The organism is Janthinobacterium sp. JF4, from assembly GCF_059617925.1.
On sequence record NZ_JCAQAV010000001.1, the window covers coordinates 280,283 to 295,786 of the forward strand.

Below are 15,504 nucleotides of genomic sequence, written 5' to 3' on the forward strand. Positions count from 1 at the left end.
CCATGGGCAAGCAAAAACTGCTGGTCATCGAAGATGATCCCGGCCTGCAAAAGCAGTTGCACTGGAGTTTTGACGGCTACGACGTCTTGCTGGCGGGCGAGCGCGAGGCCGCGCTGGCGCTGGTGCGGCGCCACCAGCCGGCCGTCGTGACGATGGACCTGGGCTTGCCGCCCGACCCGGACGGCGCCACGGAAGGCCTGGCCACCCTGCAGCAAATCCTCGCGCTGGCGCCGGACACGAAAGTCATCATTCTGTCGGGCAACCAGGAACGGGCGCATGCCTTGAAAGCCATCGCGCTGGGCGCCTACGATTTCCACCAGAAACCGTTCGAGGCCGACATGCTGGGCCTGGTCATCGCCCGCGCGTTCTATCTGCACGCGATGCAGCAGGAAAACCGCCGCATGCTGCAGACGCAGGCGGACTCACCGCTGGCGGGCATCGTCAGCCGCGACCCGGGCATGCTGAAACTGTGCCGCAGCGTGGAAAAAGTGGCGCCCTCGTCGGCCAGCGTGATGCTGCTGGGCGACTCGGGCAGCGGCAAGGAGCTGATTGCGCGGGGACTGCATGCGCTGTCGAGCCGCCACGCGCAGCGTTTCGTTGCCATCAATTGCGCGGCCATCCCCGAAAACCTGCTGGAAAGCGAGCTGTTCGGCTATGAGCGGGGCGCGTTTACGGGCGCGGCCCGGCAAACCCTGGGCAAGATCGAGCTGGCCCACGGCGGCACCTTCTTTCTCGATGAAATCGGCGACATGCCGATGGCGCTGCAGGCGAAATTGCTGCGCTTCCTGCAGGAAAGAGTCATCGAAAGGGTGGGCGGACGCGCCGAGATCGCCGTCGACGTGCGCATCGTCTGCGCCACGCACCAGGATTTGAAAGTGCTGGCGGAACAGGGGCGTTTCCGCGAAGACCTGTTTTACCGCCTCAGCGAAATCGTCTTGCGCATCCCCCCGCTGCGCGAGCGGGCCGGCGATTGCACCTTGCTGGCCCAGCATTTCAAGAACAAGTTCTGCGCCAGCGAAGGCCGCAGCAATCTGCATTTCAGCACCGGCGCGCTGCAGCTGATCGAAAGCTATGGCTGGCCCGGCAATGTGCGCGAAGTGGAAAACTGCATCAAGCGGGCCGTCATCATGTGCGACGGGCCGCAGATCGCCGCCGACGACCTGGGTTTGCCCGCCAGCGCACAGCCGGCGCTCCAGGATGAACCGCTGAACCTGCGCCAGGCCCGCGAAGGGGCCGAATACAAGGTCATGGTGCGCGCGCTGGCGCGGGCCGACGGCAATATCGCCAAGGCGGCCGAGCTGCTGGGCGTGAGCCGGCCCACCCTGTACGACCTGATGGGCCATCACGGCATCAAGTAGGCAGTAACGCAATATCAGGATTGTGTAAGGCGTCGCACATACGCTGGCGCCACCGTGGCGCATCCTTGCCTCATCCACAACGAGGAGGCACCATGAACGCGATCAGTTTATTAATGCAGGACCACAAGGCCGTGAAAGCCTTGTTTGCCCAATATGAAGGCTTGAGCGACCGCTCATTTGCCACCAAGAAAAAGCTGGCCGACCAGATCTGTCAGGAATTGACCGTGCATACGCAACTGGAAGAAGAAATCTTCTACCCGGCCGTGCGCCGCCCCATCCACGATAGCGACCTGATGGATGAGGCCGTCGTCGAGCACGCGAGCGCCAAGGAACTCATCGCGCAAATTACCGCGATGGATCCCGCCGACGACCTGTACGACGCCAAGGTCAAGGTGCTGTCCGAGCAGATCGACCACCACGTCAAGGAAGAAGAGGGCGACATGTTTCCCAAGGTGCGCGATACGGCCGTCGACCTCGACGCGCTGGGCCAGGAAATGGCTGCGCGCAAGGAACAGCTGAAGGGCGTGGCCGCCTGTACGGTTTAAAAAATCAACAACCAAGGGAGTATCCCATGCAAGCTACACAATTGTCCGTGTCTGACCTGAACAATCCGGGCGTCTCCTGGGGCGCCGTATTGGCGGGCGCGGCCGCAGCGGCTGCCTTGTCCTTCATCCTGCTGATCCTCGGCGTGGGCCTGGGCCTGTCGTCCGTGTCGCCGTGGTCGTTCAACGCGACGGCCATCGGCGTATCGACGATCGCCTGGCTGGCTTTCATGCAACTGGCCGCGTCCGGCGTCGGCGGCTACATGGCGGGCCGCCTGCGCGTGAAATGGAGTGCCGTGCATACGGATGAAGTGCATTTCCGCGATACGGCGCATGGCTTGCTGGCCTGGGCTATCGCCACCCTGGTCACGGTAGCCCTGCTGGCCGGCGGCACGCGCGCCGTGCTCAGCGGCGCCATCGACGCGGGCAGCGGCGTGGCGGCTGCCGTTGCCCCGGCGGCGGCAGGCGCCAAGGCGGGGGAGGGCAGTGCCAATCCGCTCGACTATTTCTCGGACATGCTGCTGCGCGCCGCGTCAGCGCCCGAGGCGGGTGGCACGGTCGCCGAGCAGCGCATGGAAATCGGCAAGATCTTCGCCACGAGCCTGTCCACGGGCAGCCTGGCCGCCGATGACCGCGCCTACCTGGGCCAGGTCGTGGCCAGCCGCACGGGCTTGACGCAGGCTGAGGCGCAAGCCCGGGTCGACGCTGTCTACGCGCGCGCCGCCAAGGCCGCCGCCGATGCCAAGGCGGCTGCTCAGCAGGCGGCCGAGACGGCCCGCAAGGCCGGTGCCCACACGGCCCTGTGGATGTTCGTGGCCTTGCTGCTGGGCGCATTCGTGGCCAGCCTGGCGGCAACGTTCGGCGGGCGCCAGCGCGACCATGAGCGCGTGCTGCGCCATGTGACCATCTAAATCATCCATTTCAATCCAGGAGTCTGCCATGCGTTCCATCCTTTTGCTGCTGCTGGGCATTCCATTGCCCATCATCATACTCATCGCCCTGTTCGTGCATTAAGCTCCAAGACCTTGACGTACACAAACGGCGCCCGCCGCAAGCCGGGCGCCGTTTGTCTTGCAGCTGGCGCATGTGTAAGATGGCGCCATCTTTCCACCGAGACTATCCATGACCTTGACTGCCCTGCGCCCATTGCTGAAAACTGCCGCCATTGCCGCTCTTGCCTGCACCGTACTGGCCGCGTGTTCCACCCTGATCGGCCCGCGCGACGTGAATGTGTCGCTGAGCAAGATGCAGCAAGGCCTGGAGCGCCGCTTTCCCATCGATAAACGGGTGCTGTCCGTGCTGGACGTCAAGCTGACCCACCCGCAACTGTCCTTGCAGCCCGAGCGCGAAAGAGTCGCCCTGAGTGTCGACGCCAGCGTCTTGCCGCCCTTCATACGCCAGAGCTGGCGCGGCAGCCTGGCCATGTCGGGCCGTCTCGTGCTCGACGCGCAGCGCAACGCCGTCTACCTGAGCGAGGCGAGCGTCGACAAGGTGGTCATCGACGGCATGGACGAGTCGCAGCAGCGCCAGTTCGCCAAGGTGGCCAGCTTGGTGGCCGACCAGCTCATGCATGAAACGCCGATCTACACCTTCAAGCCCGACGAATTGCGCTATGCGGGCGTGCAATTCGTGCCCACGCAGATCAGGACCACGGGCAACGGGCTGACGGTGACGTTCGAGCCGGTGAAGTAGGGGTGCATTGCATCAGGATGCTATTACGGGCAAAAGTAATGACGGCTCTCGGCAGGCGGATCGATCCGCTCAAGAGCCACTCGGGCGAGCAGCGTTTCGATCACAGCAGCGTCGCGGACATTCTGCTCTGACACTACATAGCCATCATGTAAAGAAATTTTCACCACCCCGGCGTGGCACCAGATGAAGACTTCGATACCCATGATGTCGCAGTGGCCGGGCTGTTGCCACAAGGTACCATCAATCAGCGATGGAAACTGCAAGAATACATCGCCCTGGTAGGCGACGCCCGGCAAGGGCTGCGGTGGCGGCGCGTCAAATTTCACCAGCTTGATGCCCAGGCCCGCAAAGAATGTGTCGAGTTGTGCTGGTTCGTTGTAGGCAAAGGCGACATCCAATGAGTCGCCGTCATTGGCATGCCCTCCAAGCGCCCTGAAAAAACGGAAGAACTTCAGCCGTCGTGCCCATCTGCGCAGCTTCTTTTCGTCATGTTCCGCGAACAGGTATTGCATTCATCTATTCACGGCGATCCTTCGGTACGATTGATGCCGGTGGGCGTATAAGATAGCTCTGTCGCTGTGTTATTGCGCGGCGTCGCCTCTTCATGGAACAGGTCCGCCAGGTATTCGCACAAGGCATCGGCGCCAATATCATCGGGAATAATGAAATCGGCGGGCCGACGCTTGCCTTCCACGCCGTAATAGAAGGCGCGCCATGCGCCCTGATTCCCCCGGACGCCAATCAGCGTGCCGAAAATATTGAATCTGAATTCCTGCATCAAACTTCTCCAGTCAAAGACCCAGGCAAAAACAGGTGGTGAACGACAGGTATGGCTATTGCCAGATGGTAACATTTGCTGATCATCGGCGCGGGCTTGAGGCGTGCTGCAGCGAACATCGGTGCACTGGAATTGTTCAACCGACATTGTTGCGCGGCAGGCAGGCCGACTATAATTCGGCCTCCCATGCCTGGACACAGCATGTTCCCCAACATGAAGTCAAAACAATTAAAGGAATCTTCGTGAAACGTTCACTCATCAGCGCCGCCTGCTGCGCCTTGTTCGCCTTATCCTCGCCATCGCTGTACGCCCAGCAAGGTGCTGCCGTCGCCGCGCCAGTCTCCGGCATCGACCTGAAAACCCTGGACCCGGCAGTGAGCCCCCGGGATGATTTCTATGGCTACGTCAACGGCGTCTGGACCCGCAACACGGACATCCCGGCCGACAAATCCGTGTGGGGCACGTATATCGAACTGCGCGAAATCGCCCAGGGCCAGTTGCGCGGCCTGATCGACGCCACCGTCAAGAATCCGGGCAAGCCCGGCAGCGAAGCGCACAAGATCGCCGACCTGTACACGAGTTTCATGAACGACAAGGCGCGCAATGCGGCCGGCTTCAAGCCCCTGCGCGCCGAACTGGCCCGCGTGGCTGCCGTGAAAGACAAGAAAGACTTGCCGGCGCTGTTCGCCTACCTGCAGGGCAATGGCGTTGCCACGCCGTTTTCCGTCTATGTGGCGCCCGATGCGCAAGACCCCGAGCAGTACACGGTCAACATCAGCCAGTCCGGCCTGGGCTTGCCCGACCGCGATTACTACCTGAAGGAGGACGACGCCAAGCTGCACGCCGTGCGCGCCAAATACCTCAAGCATATCGAAACCATGCTGGCCATGAGCGGCGACAAGGCCGCTGCCGAGCACGCGGCGCAGATCCTCGACATCGAGACGCGCCTGGCGGCCGTGCAGTGGACGCGCGTGCAGATGCGCGACCCCGTCAAATCGTACAACCGCGTCGACTTCGACAAATTTACGGCACTGGCGCCGGCCTTCGACTGGAACGCCTACTTTACGGCCGCCGGCCTGGCGCCAAAGGCTTCTTCTGCCGTCGTGCGCCAGCCCAGCTTCATGACAGGTTTTTCCGAGACCGTGGCCGCCGTGCCGCTGGAAGCGTGGAAGAGCTACCTGAACTGGCGCATCATCGAAAGCTATGCGTCTTACCTGGACAGCGCCACGGTCAAGGAGCGCTTCGCCTTCGACGGCACGGTGCTGCGCGGCGTGCCGCAAAGCGAACCGCAGTGGCAGCTGGCGCTGCGCTTCACGGATGGCGCCATCAGCGACGCCGTCGGCAAGCGCTACGTGCAAATGTATCTGCCGCCGGAAACGAAGCCACGCGTGATGGCCATGTTCGACAATTTCGTCGCCTCGTTCAAGGATGGCATCGAGCAGCTGGACTGGATGGGCCCGGAAACCAAGAAGGAAGCCCAGCTCAAGCTGGCAGCCTTGAAGCCGAAGATCGCCTACCCGGATACCTGGCGCGACTACAGCAGCATGCAGACGCAGCCGAACGACCTGATCGCCAACGTGCGCGCCGCGCGCGCATGGAGCCGCCAGCAAAACCTGGCCAAGCTGGGCAAACCGGTGGACCGCGACGAATGGTCGATGACGCCGCAAACCGTCAACGCCAGCTACAGCCCGGCCCTGAACGCCATCACGATCCCGGCCGCCATCTTGCAGCCGCCATTCTTCAACGTGAAAGCGGAAGATGCCGTCAATTACGGCTTGCTGGGCATCACCTTCGGTCATGAGATCAGCCATGCCTTCGACGATTCCGGCAGCCAATATGACGCCAAGGGCCGCTTGCGCAACTGGTGGACGGCGCAAGACCGCGCGGCCTTCAAGGCGCTGGCCGCAGGGCTCGTCAAGCAATACGCCGCCTACAGCCCTGTGCCTGGCTACCATATCAACGGCGAGCTGACCCTGGGTGAAAACATCGGCGACAATTCCGGCCTGTCGATCACCTACAAGGCGTACCAGCGTTCCTTGCACGGCAAGCCATCGCCCGTCATCGATGGCTTGACGGGCGAACAGCGCCTGTACATCGGCTTCGCGCAGAAATGGCGCGCGAAATTGCGTCCCGAAGCGGCGATTGCGCAGATCAAGAGCGACCCGCATTCGCCGGGCGAATTCCGCGCCAAGGGCACGGTCAAAAACCAGCCCGGCTTCTACGAAGCGTTCGGCATCAAGCCGGGCGACCCGATGTATCTGCCGCCCGAGCAGCGCGTGATCATGTGGTAAATCATGTGGTAAGCCCGTAGGGCAGTCGCGCACCGCGCCGGGGACTATTCCTTGGCGTGGTTGAGCGTGTACCTGGGCAGCTCCAGCGTCAGGTCTGCGTGGCTGACGCGCGCCTGGCACGACAGGCGCGAGTGGGGCTGCAAGCCCCAGGCCTGGTCGAGCATGTCTTCCTCATTGTCGCCCAGTGCATTGAGCGAGTCGAAACCCTGCACCACGATCACATGGCAGGTGGAACAGGCGCCGACTTGGCCGCAGGCGTGCTCGATGTCTATTCTGTTGAGCAGCAAGGCGTCGCAAATGCTCATGTTTTCCGGCGCGTCAAACACGGCGCCATCCGGGGCCAGCTCGGGATGGGGTAATACTGTGATGGTTGGCATACGATAATCTCCTTGAGTACCGCTACCTTGAACCTTCCCGCCTGGATAAGGTCAAGCGCAACTTGCGCCTGACGTCGATTGCCTGCGCTTACAGCTTCGAGGCCGGATGTTCGGCCAGTGGGACAAATTGCCCGGTAGATTCGTCGAGCGCGTCGAGCGAACCGTTTTCGATGTCATACACCCAGCCATGCAGGGTCAGGCGTTTTTGCGTGATGCCCAGCGCTACCGAGGGGTGGGTACGGATGTTGTTGAGTTGCGCCACGACATTGGCGCGCACCATGCCATCGATGCGCTCCTGTTCCGTCGCATGCTCGACGGACTCATTGATCATGCGCGCCGCATCCGCGTGCCGCAGCCAGTTCTTGACTGCCGGCATGTGATCGAGGCAGGTGCAGGTGGCGATGGCTTTCATCGCGCCGCAATCGGAATGGCCGCAAATGACGATGTCCGTCACGTTCAGGGCCGCGACCGCGAATTCGACGGACGCGCTCACGCCGCCAGGTTCCGGGCCAAACGAGGGCACGATATTGCCCGCGTTGCGGATCACGAACAGTTCGCCAGGTTCGCGCTGCGTCACCAGTTCCGGCACCATCCGGCTGTCGGAGCAGGAAATGAACAAGGCCTTGGGCGTCTGTCCCGTGGCCAATGTCTTGAACAGCTCTCGGCGTTCAGGAAAGACTTCCTTCTGGAAACGTAGAAATCCGGCAATGATGTCGCGCATAAATAAAAGAAGAGAGTGGTGTGAGCCCGTATTATCGCCGATGTTGGCGCGGCTGGCTTGCCGGCTAGGCCGTTTGCGGGTCCACAAGACAGCGATCGAGATGCGTGAGCAATTGCAGAAACACGCGTTTGTCGGCCATGTGATTCATCGTGTTGCTCGTGAAGACGTCGCTGGCGGCCGCCGCCACGGCACTGCGGGCTTGCGCGCAGGCGGCATGCAGTGGCGCGCGGTCAAGCTCAAGCAGCGCCGCGGCGATGCCTTCGCGCGTGAAATCGAAGGCATCCATGCCGCAACAGCCGGCCACGCAATGGGTTTCCAGGCGGCAGATCAACGGCCATAGCCCGTCCAGCAGGGTATCGATGCCGATCGCCTGGTCATAGCGGCCGTCAAGGCTGATGAATTCGATCCATGTCTCATCGCCGATCTGGATATCGTACTGGCGGTCGCGTTCGGTCATTTTCAACATTCTCCTGCTCAGTGGCATCGCATGAAAAAAACCGCCCGAAGGCGGTTTTGATCAAACAGGCAATGCCAGTCTCTAGATATAGTAGATCAGCGCGATCACGCCCACGACGAGGGCCACGCGGGTGACTTGGTAGGCCGTCTTGTTCCACGCCTTGAAGCGGCGGCGGTACTGGCCCATGGTCCAGGAAATCTGGAACAGTTTGCTCACGCCCCCCACCTGGTCGCCCAGTTCGTTGGGCGAGGCGGCGGCCGTCATCAGGGTGCGGCCCAGCCAGCGGTTCAGGCCTTGCGCCCAGCGGTAGCGCATCGGGCGTTCGATGTCGCAGAACAGGATGATGCGGTCGCTGTCGGCATCGTTGCGTGCCCAGTGGATATACGTTTCATCGAACATCACGGCCTTGCCGTCGCGCCAGCTGTGGCGTTCGCCATCGACGTCGATGAAGCAGCGGTCGTCGTTCGGCGTCTGCAAGCCCAGGTGATAGCGCAGGGAGCCGGCGAACGGGTCGCGGTGCGGGTTGAGCTTGCCGCCTTGCGGCAGTTCCGCGAACATGGCCGCCTTGATCGACGGAATCGATTGCAGCAAGGCATAGGTTTGCGGGCACATCTGCTGTGCCGACGGGTGGTTCGCGTCATACCATTTCAGGTAGAAACGCTTCCAGCCATACTTGAAGAAGGAATTGAAGCCCACGTCATTGTTCTTTTCAGCGGCCTTGATCTTTTTCATTTCCTGCATGCGCAGCGCTTCATCGCGGATGATTTGCCAGTTCTGCTGCAGCGGCGCCAGTTCCGGGAATTGCTCGACGGACAGATAGGGCGTGGCCGGCACCTTGGAAAAGGTGTGCATGAACAGGTTCAGCGGCGCCATGAACGAGGAGTGATCGAAGATCTGGCGGCGGAACGGCAGGCGCACCTTGCCACGAAAATGAATATGTAAAACAGAAAACACAAAAATGCCCAGCAAGGCCCACTTCATACACAACCTCGTTTTTTAAGAATGGGGCAATTATAACCAGTTAATGCCATCGCCACCCCGGGCCAGGGTGAAGGAAAGATGAAGCGGCGCGCGGCAGCGCTCTGTCCTACAATGGCTCTAATTCACACTTATCCGAGAGAACAATGGAAATCTGGCACGCACCGCTCGACCTGGCCACCCTCAACGCCGCCAGTGCAGGCACGGCCATGCGCCACCTGGGCATCGAATTTACGGCCTTCGGCCCCGACTGGATCGAGGCGACCATGCCCGTCGACCACCGCACCATGCAGCCGTTCAAGCTGCTGCACGGAGGCGCATCGGTCCTGCTGGCCGAAACCCTGGGCAGCATGGCCGCGAATGCCTGCCTCGATGCCAGCCGGCACGTGAGCGTGGGCCAGGAAATCAATGCCAACCACCTGCGCGGCGTGCGCGGGGGCCAGGTGACGGGGCGCGCCACGCCGATCCACCGGGGCCGCAGCAGCCAGGTCTGGGAAATCCGCATTGTCGACGACGCTGGCAAGCTGTGCTGCATTTCGCGCATCACCATGGCCGTCATCGATGCCCCGGCCGCGGGCTGATACGCCCCCTTGTTGACTTGCATCAAAGCATTAAAAGTGAACGCGTGGAATCATCCATAACGCTGTTCGCTTATAATTCAGTGTGCTGTTGTATGGCGCAGGGTTTGTCCCGCGCGCCTGCATTGCCCGACATTAGAAGCTGACTGCCCAAAAAACGCCAGTTAGAAACCCCTCCTGCGCCATGCAGGAAAGGCAACACGACGGCGAGCAGATCGCTGGTTTTCAGATAACCAGCAACAATCAACTTTATTACAGGGCAATAACAACAATGATGTCATTCAATCGTTTGACGATAGGCGCGCGCCTGAGCGCAGGCTTCGGGCTGCTGGTGGTATTGATGCTGGCGCTGGCGGCCTTCGCGCTGCTGCGCATCGGCGCCATCTCCGGCGCCATGGACGCGCAAGAAAAAGTGCAACAGCAAAAACTCGAACCCCTGTACGTGGCGCGCGAAGCGCTCGACCAGACGGGACTGGCCGCCCGCAACGCGTATATCTTCCATGACCAGGCCGCCGCTGAAAAGGAGCTGGCCATCCTCGACAGCCAGAAGGCGCTGTACCTGGATGCGCTGGGCCGCCTGGCGCCGCAGTTCGCCGGCGATCCGCAATTCGAGAAAGTCAGCACGGGCTTGAAAGCCATGGCGCTGGAATTGCAGCGTCCGCGCCAGTTCCGCGCCTCGGGACAGATGGAGCAGTACGGCACCTTCCTCGTCGCAGAATGCAGTCCCCTGCGGCGCCAGATCGTCGCCGACATCGATGCCGTGCTGAAAAACGTGCAGCGCGAATCGGATCAGGCCAGCGTGGCCGCGCGCGCCATCTACGGCCAGTCGCTGCGCTGGATCGGCGTGCTGGCCGCGCTCAGCGTGCTCATTTGCATTGCGGTCGCCACCGTCATCACGCGGGGTTTGCTGCGCCAGCTGGGCGGCGAACCGGCGTATGCGGCCTCGATTGCCGGGCGCATCGCCCTCGGTGAACTGGCCATCGACGTGCACACGCGCGACGGCGACGACAGCAGCCTGCTGTTTGCGATAAAAACCATGCGCGACAACCTGGCTGCCATCGTCGGCAAGGTGCGCCACGGCACGGAAAGCATCGCCATGGCCTCGACCGAGATCGCCTCGGGCAACCGCGATTTGTCCCAGCGCACGGAGCAGCAGGCCGGCTCGCTGGAAGAAGTGGCGTCGTCGATGGAAGAACTGATTTCCACCGTGCGCCAGAATGCGGAGAACGCGCAGCAGGCAAATCACCTGGCGCGCGAAGCGTCGAAGGTGTCGGAGCAGGGCGGCAAGGCGGTGGCCGAAGTGGTGCACACCATGGGTCTGATCAATGCTTCGTCGAACAAGATCGTCGACATCATCGGCGTGATCGACAGCATCGCCTTCCAGACGAATATCCTGGCCTTGAACGCGGCCGTGGAAGCGGCGCGCGCGGGCGAGCAGGGGCGCGGCTTCGCCGTCGTTGCCACCGAGGTGCGCAGCCTGGCGCAGCGTTCCAGCGCCGCCGCGCGCGAAATCAAGGCCCTGATCGACGACTCCGTCAGCAAGGTGGGCACGGGTACCGTGCTCGTCGAACAGGCGGGCGTCACCATGCATGACGTGGTGGCCGGCATCGGCAGGGTAACGGGCATCATGGCCGAGATCAGCCACGCCACGCAGGAACAGGGCGCCGGCATCGAGCAAGTCAACCGCGCCATCGTCGACATGGACCGCGTGACCCAGCAAAATGCGGCTCTGGTGGAACAGGCGGCCGCCGCCGCACACGAATTGCAGCAGCAGGCGGCGCAACTGGAACAGGAAGTGGGCATCTTCAAACTGGCCCCGCCGGCCAACGGACCGCTGCGCCTGGCCGCCTGACGCCGGACGCGCTGCAGCACGGCGCGCCACCAGGCATGCGCCAATAGTCATATTCCGCGCTACAATGAGCGCTGGATCACCGCCAGGACGACTCATGCAAGTGCGCAGCAGCCATGATCTATCCAGCCCGCACGACGACGGACCGGCGCCGCCCGTGCTGCAGCTGGCCCTTGCCGGCCTGGGCTGGGGTTTACTCACCTGCATGCTGTGCTTTGCCATCCTGTTCCTCACCAAATGGCTGTTGCCGCCCGAATACTGGGGCGCACACACGGGCCTGTCCAAGTTCAAGCGCGAAATGTCGCTGCCCCTGCTGGTGTTCTGGGTCGTCATCTATTCTCCCATCCTGGAAACCTTCCTCGGCCAGCTGCTGCCGCTGGAAATCCTCAGGCGCCTGGGCGCCAGCCGCCAGCTGAGCATTTTTAGCGGCGCCATCCTGTGGGCCATCGTGCATTTCATCAGCGGCGGCTTGCTGCACGCTATCGTCGCTCTCGGTTCGGGCGCCATGTTCAGCTTTGTCTACCTGCGCTATCGCGGCCCCGGCGTGGCCGTTGCCTACGCGACGACGACATTCTCGCGCGCCTGCAACAATATCGCCGTCCTCGTTGCCGTGTTCTATGGCCTCGATGCGTGAGTCCCTTCCTTTCCAAGTAAATACAGCACCAGCGCCGCCAGCGCCACGGCCAGCACGGCCAGACCGTTCAGCAACTGGCGGAAGGCGGCGTCATAGCTGGCGCGCAGCAGCGCTTCGTGGCCGCCCAGCAGTTGTGTCGCCTGTTGGAGATCACCGAGCGCGGCGCGGCTGGCGGCGGCCAGCACGGGCAGCTCGGCGGGCAGTTGCCGCGCCAGGCCCGTGCCGATCAGGCCTGCCAGCACGGCGCCCGCCAGGGCCAGCGCCACGCCGTCGGCGCTGACGCGCACGGTATTGAAGATGCCCGTCGCCATGCCGGCCCGCTGCGTTTCCACCACGCTCAGGGCCATGCCATCCATCAAGCCCCACGGCAAGCCGATGCCCACGCCGATCAGCAGCAGGGGGCCGGCCAGCGCGTCGGCGCCACCGCCGCCCAGCACCTGCGCCAGCCAGACCAGTCCAGCCGCCGTCAGCAGCAATCCCGCCGCGCACGCGGTGCCGGCCTGGGCCCAGCGCAACAGCAGCGCCGCCAGCATGGGCACGAGCAGCAGCGGCGCGGCCAGGGCGATCATCAGACGGCCCGCCGCCAGCGCGGACAAGTTGTCGATGCCGATGAAGCGCCCTGGCAACATGACGATGAGCACGATGAACAGGAAGGCGGGCGAGGCGGCCAGCACTTGCACGGCAATAAAGCGGCGCTGGCGGAACAGCGATAGATCGAGCAGGGGCATCGCGGTCCTGCGTTCGACCGCGATAAAAAGCCAAAACAGCAGCGCGGACGCGGCGACGGACAGCAGCACGGCGCTGCTGCGCCAGCCATGTTCGGGCGCCAGCAGCATGCCGACGGTCAACAAGCCCAGCGCGGCGCTGAAGCTGAGGGCGCCAGGCCAGTCCAGCCGGCCCTTGCCGCGCGGCGGATCGGCCGGTACGCTGCCCCATACCAGCAGCATGCCGATGGCGCCCAGCGCTGCCGTGGCATAGAAGATGGCGGGCCAGCGGGCCAGTGCCAGCATGGCGCCAGCCGCCAGCGGACCGAAGGCCAGGCCCAGGCCAAACGTCGTGCCCAGCACGCTCATCACCCGGTTGCGCGCCGCGCCGTGGAACAGGGGCGCCAGCGACGACATGGCGGCGGCGAACGCGGCCGCGCCGCCGAGGCCCTGCGCGAAGCGCAGCGCGGCGATCCATGCCACCGAGGGCGCGACGGCAATGGCCAGGGTCGCCGCGCAAAATAGCGCCAGCCCCGCCAGCCAGACGCGGCGCCGTCCCAGCACGTCCGTCAGGCTGCCGGCCACCATCATGGCGCTGCCATAGCTGAGGATATATGCATTGATGACCCAGTTCAGGGCGGCGGCGCTGCCGTGCAATTCGGCGCCGAGCGCGGGCAGCGCCACGGCCGGACCCGTGAAGCACAGGGGAATCAGCAAGCCCGTCAGGCAGGCGGCCAGCACTTGCAGGGGGAGTGAAAGACGTGAGGAATAAGGCATGGGTGTCGGATATGAAAGAAAGAGGGCGAGTATGGCGCACCCATCATTGAAGAAAAATGGGCTAAACTGATCAGCATATCGGACAAGAATGTCTTCAATGGGAAATTGCATGGATAGCTTGGGTGGCATCGCCATGTTCGTGCAGGTGGCCGACAGCGGCAGTTTTTCGGCCACGGGCAGGCTGCTGGGCCTGTCATCGTCGGCCGTGGGCAAGAGCGTGGCGCGCATGGAGGCGCGGCTGGGCGCGCGCCTGTTCCAGCGCAGCACGCGGCACCTGGCGCTGACGGCGGAAGGGGAAAAGTTCTTGCAGCGCTGCAAGCGCATCCTGGCCGAGGTGGAAGCGGCAGAGCGCGAGCTGGGCGAATCGGGCGGCGCGCCGAGCGGCCGCCTGCGCATCAGCCTGCCACGCTACAGCGGCCTGTTCGAGCCGGCCATCGGCGCCTTCATGCAGGCGTATCCGGCCATCGAACTCGACCTCGATTTTTCCGACGCCATGGTCAACATCGTCAGCGATGGCTTTGACGCGGCCGTGCGCACGGGCGAGCTGGCCGACTCAAGCTTGATGCGGCGCAAGCTGTGCGCGTTTCGCCGCCTGCTGGTGGCGTCGCCCGCCTACCTGGCGCGCCACGGCCGGCCCGCCGATGGCGCCGCGCTGCTGCGCCACGCGCGCCTGGACTACCGTTTTCCCGCCACGGGCCGCCTGGAACAGTGGCCGCTGATGGACGAGGCTGCTCAGCCGGCGCCCGGCATGGTCTGCAACAGCGTGGAAATGCGCGTCTTCCTGGCCGTGCAGGGGAAGGGTATCGCCTACCTGCCAGCTTTTGCCGTGCAGCGCGAGCTGGCGACCGGGCAACTGGTTTCGCTGCTGGACGAGCATACGCAGGCGCGCACGGCCTTCTGGCTGCTGTGGCCAGCCAGCCGCCACCTGCCGCCGCGCCTGCGCGCGTTCATCGATTTCCTCGTGGCGCAGTTACAGGATCAAACTTTTGGAGGTTTGCCATGACGCAGGACGCTTCCCTGACGCCCTTGCAGTTGCATGTGGCTGGCGCTACCGTGCGCCACGCGCATCCGTTTCCCTTGCCGCAGATGACCCCGCAGGAACCGCTGACGGCGGCCCTGCGCGATGACTGGGTGCGGCCCTTGTACATGGGCTTGCACCAGCCCCAGGCGCGCGCATGCGTGGCCCGGCTGGCGCTGGCCGACGATGCCGTCATTGCGCGCCTGCTGGGGCAACTCGACTGGCGCAGCCGCACGGCGGGTGCCTGCCTGGCCGCATTGACCGAGCAGACTGCTTTTACGGACCAGCTGGGCGGCCTGCTGTTGGCCAGCGAGGTCTGCTACGCGGGCAGCGCGTATTGCCTGGCGCTGGCCGTTTTCGATACGCCCGGCAGCCGCGCTTACCTGCACCGCTATCTTGCGCATTACCTGCGCCAGCCGCAGCTGTACTTTGATCAGGAGCAAGCCATGGCTGCCATTGCCTACCTCGATGGCAAGCATGGCCGGGATGAGGCGGCCCGCCACGCGCCAGCCTGGGCCGATTTCGCCGCCAGCCGGCCTGGCCTGGTGCTGGACGAAGCGCTCGCAGCATTTACTGACCGCATGGCCACCCTGCGCGCCTTGCAGGCCGCAGCGCCTGGCAAATAAGCGCCATCTCCCCAGGCGCGCACGCGCGCGCTTTCTTCCGCCTTTCCTTTTCCTTCCACCATGCAGTGTGACATTTGCATGACAAACAACAGTGTTGCGTCCGCTTGAACGTCAATAGGGGGTG

The 15,504-nt window shown here is 63.5% G+C and carries 17 protein-coding genes; 10 read left to right on the forward strand and 7 right to left on the reverse strand.

Annotation, left to right across the window (positions count from 1 at the left end; all coding sequences use genetic code 11):
- Positions 1-2: 2 nt before the first annotated feature.
- From prsR to AC54AF_RS01130, 4 genes are all read left to right on the forward strand, one after another.
- Positions 3-1,358 carry a PEP-CTERM-box response regulator transcription factor gene (gene prsR / locus AC54AF_RS01115; RefSeq protein ID WP_496634702.1) on the forward strand — a complete coding sequence of 452 codons (1,356 nt, stop codon included), beginning with the start codon at positions 3-5 and terminating at the stop codon, positions 1,356-1,358.
- Positions 1,359-1,450: 92 nt separating this feature from the next.
- Positions 1,451-1,903 (forward strand): hemerythrin domain-containing protein, encoded by a 453-nt coding sequence (locus AC54AF_RS01120; protein ID WP_496634704.1) that lies wholly within the window; start codon positions 1,451-1,453, stop codon positions 1,901-1,903.
- 26 nt (positions 1,904-1,929) lie between these two features.
- Entirely contained in the window at positions 1,930-2,811 is an 882-nt protein-coding gene (locus AC54AF_RS01125) for a hypothetical protein (protein ID WP_496634706.1), read from the forward strand.
- A gap of 211 nt (positions 2,812-3,022) precedes the next feature.
- Positions 3,023-3,592 carry a DUF1439 domain-containing protein gene (locus AC54AF_RS01130; protein WP_496634708.1) on the forward strand — a complete coding sequence of 190 codons (570 nt, stop codon included), beginning with the start codon at positions 3,023-3,025 and terminating at the stop codon, positions 3,590-3,592.
- A gap of 23 nt (positions 3,593-3,615) precedes the next feature.
- On the opposite strand, the gene AC54AF_RS01135 is transcribed toward AC54AF_RS01130, so the two are convergent.
- Together AC54AF_RS01135 and AC54AF_RS01140 are read right to left on the reverse strand one after the other, a co-directional pair.
- A complete protein-coding gene (locus tag AC54AF_RS01135; protein WP_496634710.1) occupies positions 3,616-4,104 on the reverse strand; it encodes a hypothetical protein in 489 nt (162 codons plus the stop codon).
- 8 nt (positions 4,105-4,112) lie between these two features.
- On the reverse strand, positions 4,113-4,370 hold the full coding sequence (locus AC54AF_RS01140) for a DUF7661 family protein (protein WP_496634712.1): 258 nt from the start codon (positions 4,368-4,370) through the stop codon (positions 4,113-4,115).
- A 242-nt stretch (positions 4,371-4,612) separates the two neighbouring features.
- Here AC54AF_RS01140 and AC54AF_RS01145 point away from each other — a divergent pair, with 242 nt between their 5' ends.
- Positions 4,613-6,661, forward strand: a complete 2,049-nt coding sequence (locus AC54AF_RS01145; protein ID WP_496634714.1) for a M13 family metallopeptidase — start codon at positions 4,613-4,615, stop codon at positions 6,659-6,661.
- Between the two features lie 44 nt (positions 6,662-6,705).
- Here the strand turns inward: AC54AF_RS01145 and fdx are convergent, their stop codons facing one another.
- The 4 genes from fdx to lpxO all read right to left on the reverse strand — a co-directional run bounded on the left by fdx (position 6,706) and on the right by lpxO (position 9,197).
- Positions 6,706-7,038 carry an ISC system 2Fe-2S type ferredoxin gene (fdx, locus tag AC54AF_RS01150; RefSeq protein WP_496634716.1) on the reverse strand — a complete coding sequence of 111 codons (333 nt, stop codon included), beginning with the start codon at positions 7,036-7,038 and terminating at the stop codon, positions 6,706-6,708.
- Between the two features lie 88 nt (positions 7,039-7,126).
- On the reverse strand, positions 7,127-7,759 hold the full coding sequence (locus tag AC54AF_RS01155; RefSeq protein WP_131686068.1) for a carbonic anhydrase: 633 nt from the start codon (positions 7,757-7,759) through the stop codon (positions 7,127-7,129).
- 64 nt (positions 7,760-7,823) lie between these two features.
- On the reverse strand, positions 7,824-8,216 hold the full coding sequence (locus AC54AF_RS01160; RefSeq protein WP_496634718.1) for a DUF6331 family protein: 393 nt from the start codon (positions 8,214-8,216) through the stop codon (positions 7,824-7,826).
- Positions 8,217-8,297: 81 nt separating this feature from the next.
- On the reverse strand, positions 8,298-9,197 hold the full coding sequence (lpxO, locus tag AC54AF_RS01165; protein ID WP_496634720.1) for a lipid A hydroxylase LpxO: 900 nt from the start codon (positions 9,195-9,197) through the stop codon (positions 8,298-8,300).
- 143 nt (positions 9,198-9,340) lie between these two features.
- Here lpxO and AC54AF_RS01170 point away from each other — a divergent pair, with 143 nt between their 5' ends.
- The 3 genes from AC54AF_RS01170 to AC54AF_RS01180 all read left to right on the forward strand — a co-directional run bounded on the left by AC54AF_RS01170 (position 9,341) and on the right by AC54AF_RS01180 (position 12,255).
- Positions 9,341-9,775 (forward strand): hotdog fold thioesterase, encoded by a 435-nt coding sequence (locus AC54AF_RS01170; protein WP_496634722.1) that lies wholly within the window; start codon positions 9,341-9,343, stop codon positions 9,773-9,775.
- Positions 9,776-10,043: 268 nt separating this feature from the next.
- A complete protein-coding gene (locus tag AC54AF_RS01175; protein WP_496634724.1) occupies positions 10,044-11,624 on the forward strand; it encodes a methyl-accepting chemotaxis protein in 1,581 nt (526 codons plus the stop codon).
- 94 nt (positions 11,625-11,718) lie between these two features.
- Complete coding sequence (locus AC54AF_RS01180) at positions 11,719-12,255, forward strand: hypothetical protein (protein ID WP_496634726.1); 537 nt, start codon at positions 11,719-11,721, stop codon at positions 12,253-12,255.
- On the opposite strand, the gene AC54AF_RS01185 is transcribed toward AC54AF_RS01180, so the two are convergent.
- Positions 12,237-13,736: an MFS transporter gene (locus AC54AF_RS01185; protein WP_496634728.1), complete on the reverse strand. Its 1,500-nt coding sequence runs from the start codon at positions 13,734-13,736 to the stop codon at positions 12,237-12,239. The genes AC54AF_RS01180 and AC54AF_RS01185 overlap by 19 nt on opposite strands.
- Positions 13,737-13,845: 109 nt before the next feature.
- On the opposite strand from AC54AF_RS01185, the gene AC54AF_RS01190 reads away from it, so the two are divergent.
- Both AC54AF_RS01190 and AC54AF_RS01195 read left to right on the forward strand, forming a co-directional pair.
- On the forward strand, positions 13,846-14,739 hold the full coding sequence (locus AC54AF_RS01190) for a LysR family transcriptional regulator (protein ID WP_496634730.1): 894 nt from the start codon (positions 13,846-13,848) through the stop codon (positions 14,737-14,739).
- Positions 14,736-15,380, forward strand: coding sequence for a DUF6000 family protein (locus tag AC54AF_RS01195; protein WP_496634732.1), 645 nt, complete (start codon positions 14,736-14,738; stop codon positions 15,378-15,380). Before AC54AF_RS01190 ends, AC54AF_RS01195 begins: the two co-directional genes overlap by 4 nt.
- The last annotated feature ends 124 nt before the right edge of the window (positions 15,381-15,504 follow it).

Excerpts from the sequence above, each read along its gene's own strand:
- AC54AF_RS01185 (WP_496634728.1), bottom strand. The coding sequence starts at position 13,736 with ATGCCTTATTCCTCACGTCTTTCACTCCCCCTGCAAGTGCTGGCCGCC.
- lpxO (WP_496634720.1), bottom strand. The coding sequence starts at position 9,197 with ATGAAGTGGGCCTTGCTGGGCATTTTTGTGTTTTCTGTTTTACATATT.
- AC54AF_RS01135 (WP_496634710.1), bottom strand. The coding sequence starts at position 4,104 with ATGCAATACCTGTTCGCGGAACATGACGAAAAGAAGCTGCGCAGATGG.
- AC54AF_RS01160 (WP_496634718.1), bottom strand. The coding sequence starts at position 8,216 with ATGACCGAACGCGACCGCCAGTACGATATCCAGATCGGCGATGAGACA.
- AC54AF_RS01120 (WP_496634704.1), top strand. The coding sequence starts at position 1,451 with ATGAACGCGATCAGTTTATTAATGCAGGACCACAAGGCCGTGAAAGCC.
- AC54AF_RS01175 (WP_496634724.1), top strand. The coding sequence starts at position 10,044 with ATGATGTCATTCAATCGTTTGACGATAGGCGCGCGCCTGAGCGCAGGC.
- AC54AF_RS01125 (WP_496634706.1), top strand. The coding sequence starts at position 1,930 with ATGCAAGCTACACAATTGTCCGTGTCTGACCTGAACAATCCGGGCGTC.
- AC54AF_RS01180 (WP_496634726.1), top strand. The coding sequence starts at position 11,719 with ATGCAAGTGCGCAGCAGCCATGATCTATCCAGCCCGCACGACGACGGA.
- AC54AF_RS01155 (WP_131686068.1), bottom strand. The coding sequence starts at position 7,759 with ATGCGCGACATCATTGCCGGATTTCTACGTTTCCAGAAGGAAGTCTTT.
- AC54AF_RS01195 (WP_496634732.1), top strand. The coding sequence starts at position 14,736 with ATGACGCAGGACGCTTCCCTGACGCCCTTGCAGTTGCATGTGGCTGGC.
- prsR (WP_496634702.1), top strand. The coding sequence starts at position 3 with ATGGGCAAGCAAAAACTGCTGGTCATCGAAGATGATCCCGGCCTGCAA.
- AC54AF_RS01140 (WP_496634712.1), bottom strand. The coding sequence starts at position 4,370 with ATGCAGGAATTCAGATTCAATATTTTCGGCACGCTGATTGGCGTCCGG.
- AC54AF_RS01170 (WP_496634722.1), top strand. The coding sequence starts at position 9,341 with ATGGAAATCTGGCACGCACCGCTCGACCTGGCCACCCTCAACGCCGCC.
- AC54AF_RS01130 (WP_496634708.1), top strand. The coding sequence starts at position 3,023 with ATGACCTTGACTGCCCTGCGCCCATTGCTGAAAACTGCCGCCATTGCC.
- AC54AF_RS01190 (WP_496634730.1), top strand. The coding sequence starts at position 13,846 with ATGGATAGCTTGGGTGGCATCGCCATGTTCGTGCAGGTGGCCGACAGC.
- fdx (WP_496634716.1), bottom strand. The coding sequence starts at position 7,038 with ATGCCAACCATCACAGTATTACCCCATCCCGAGCTGGCCCCGGATGGC.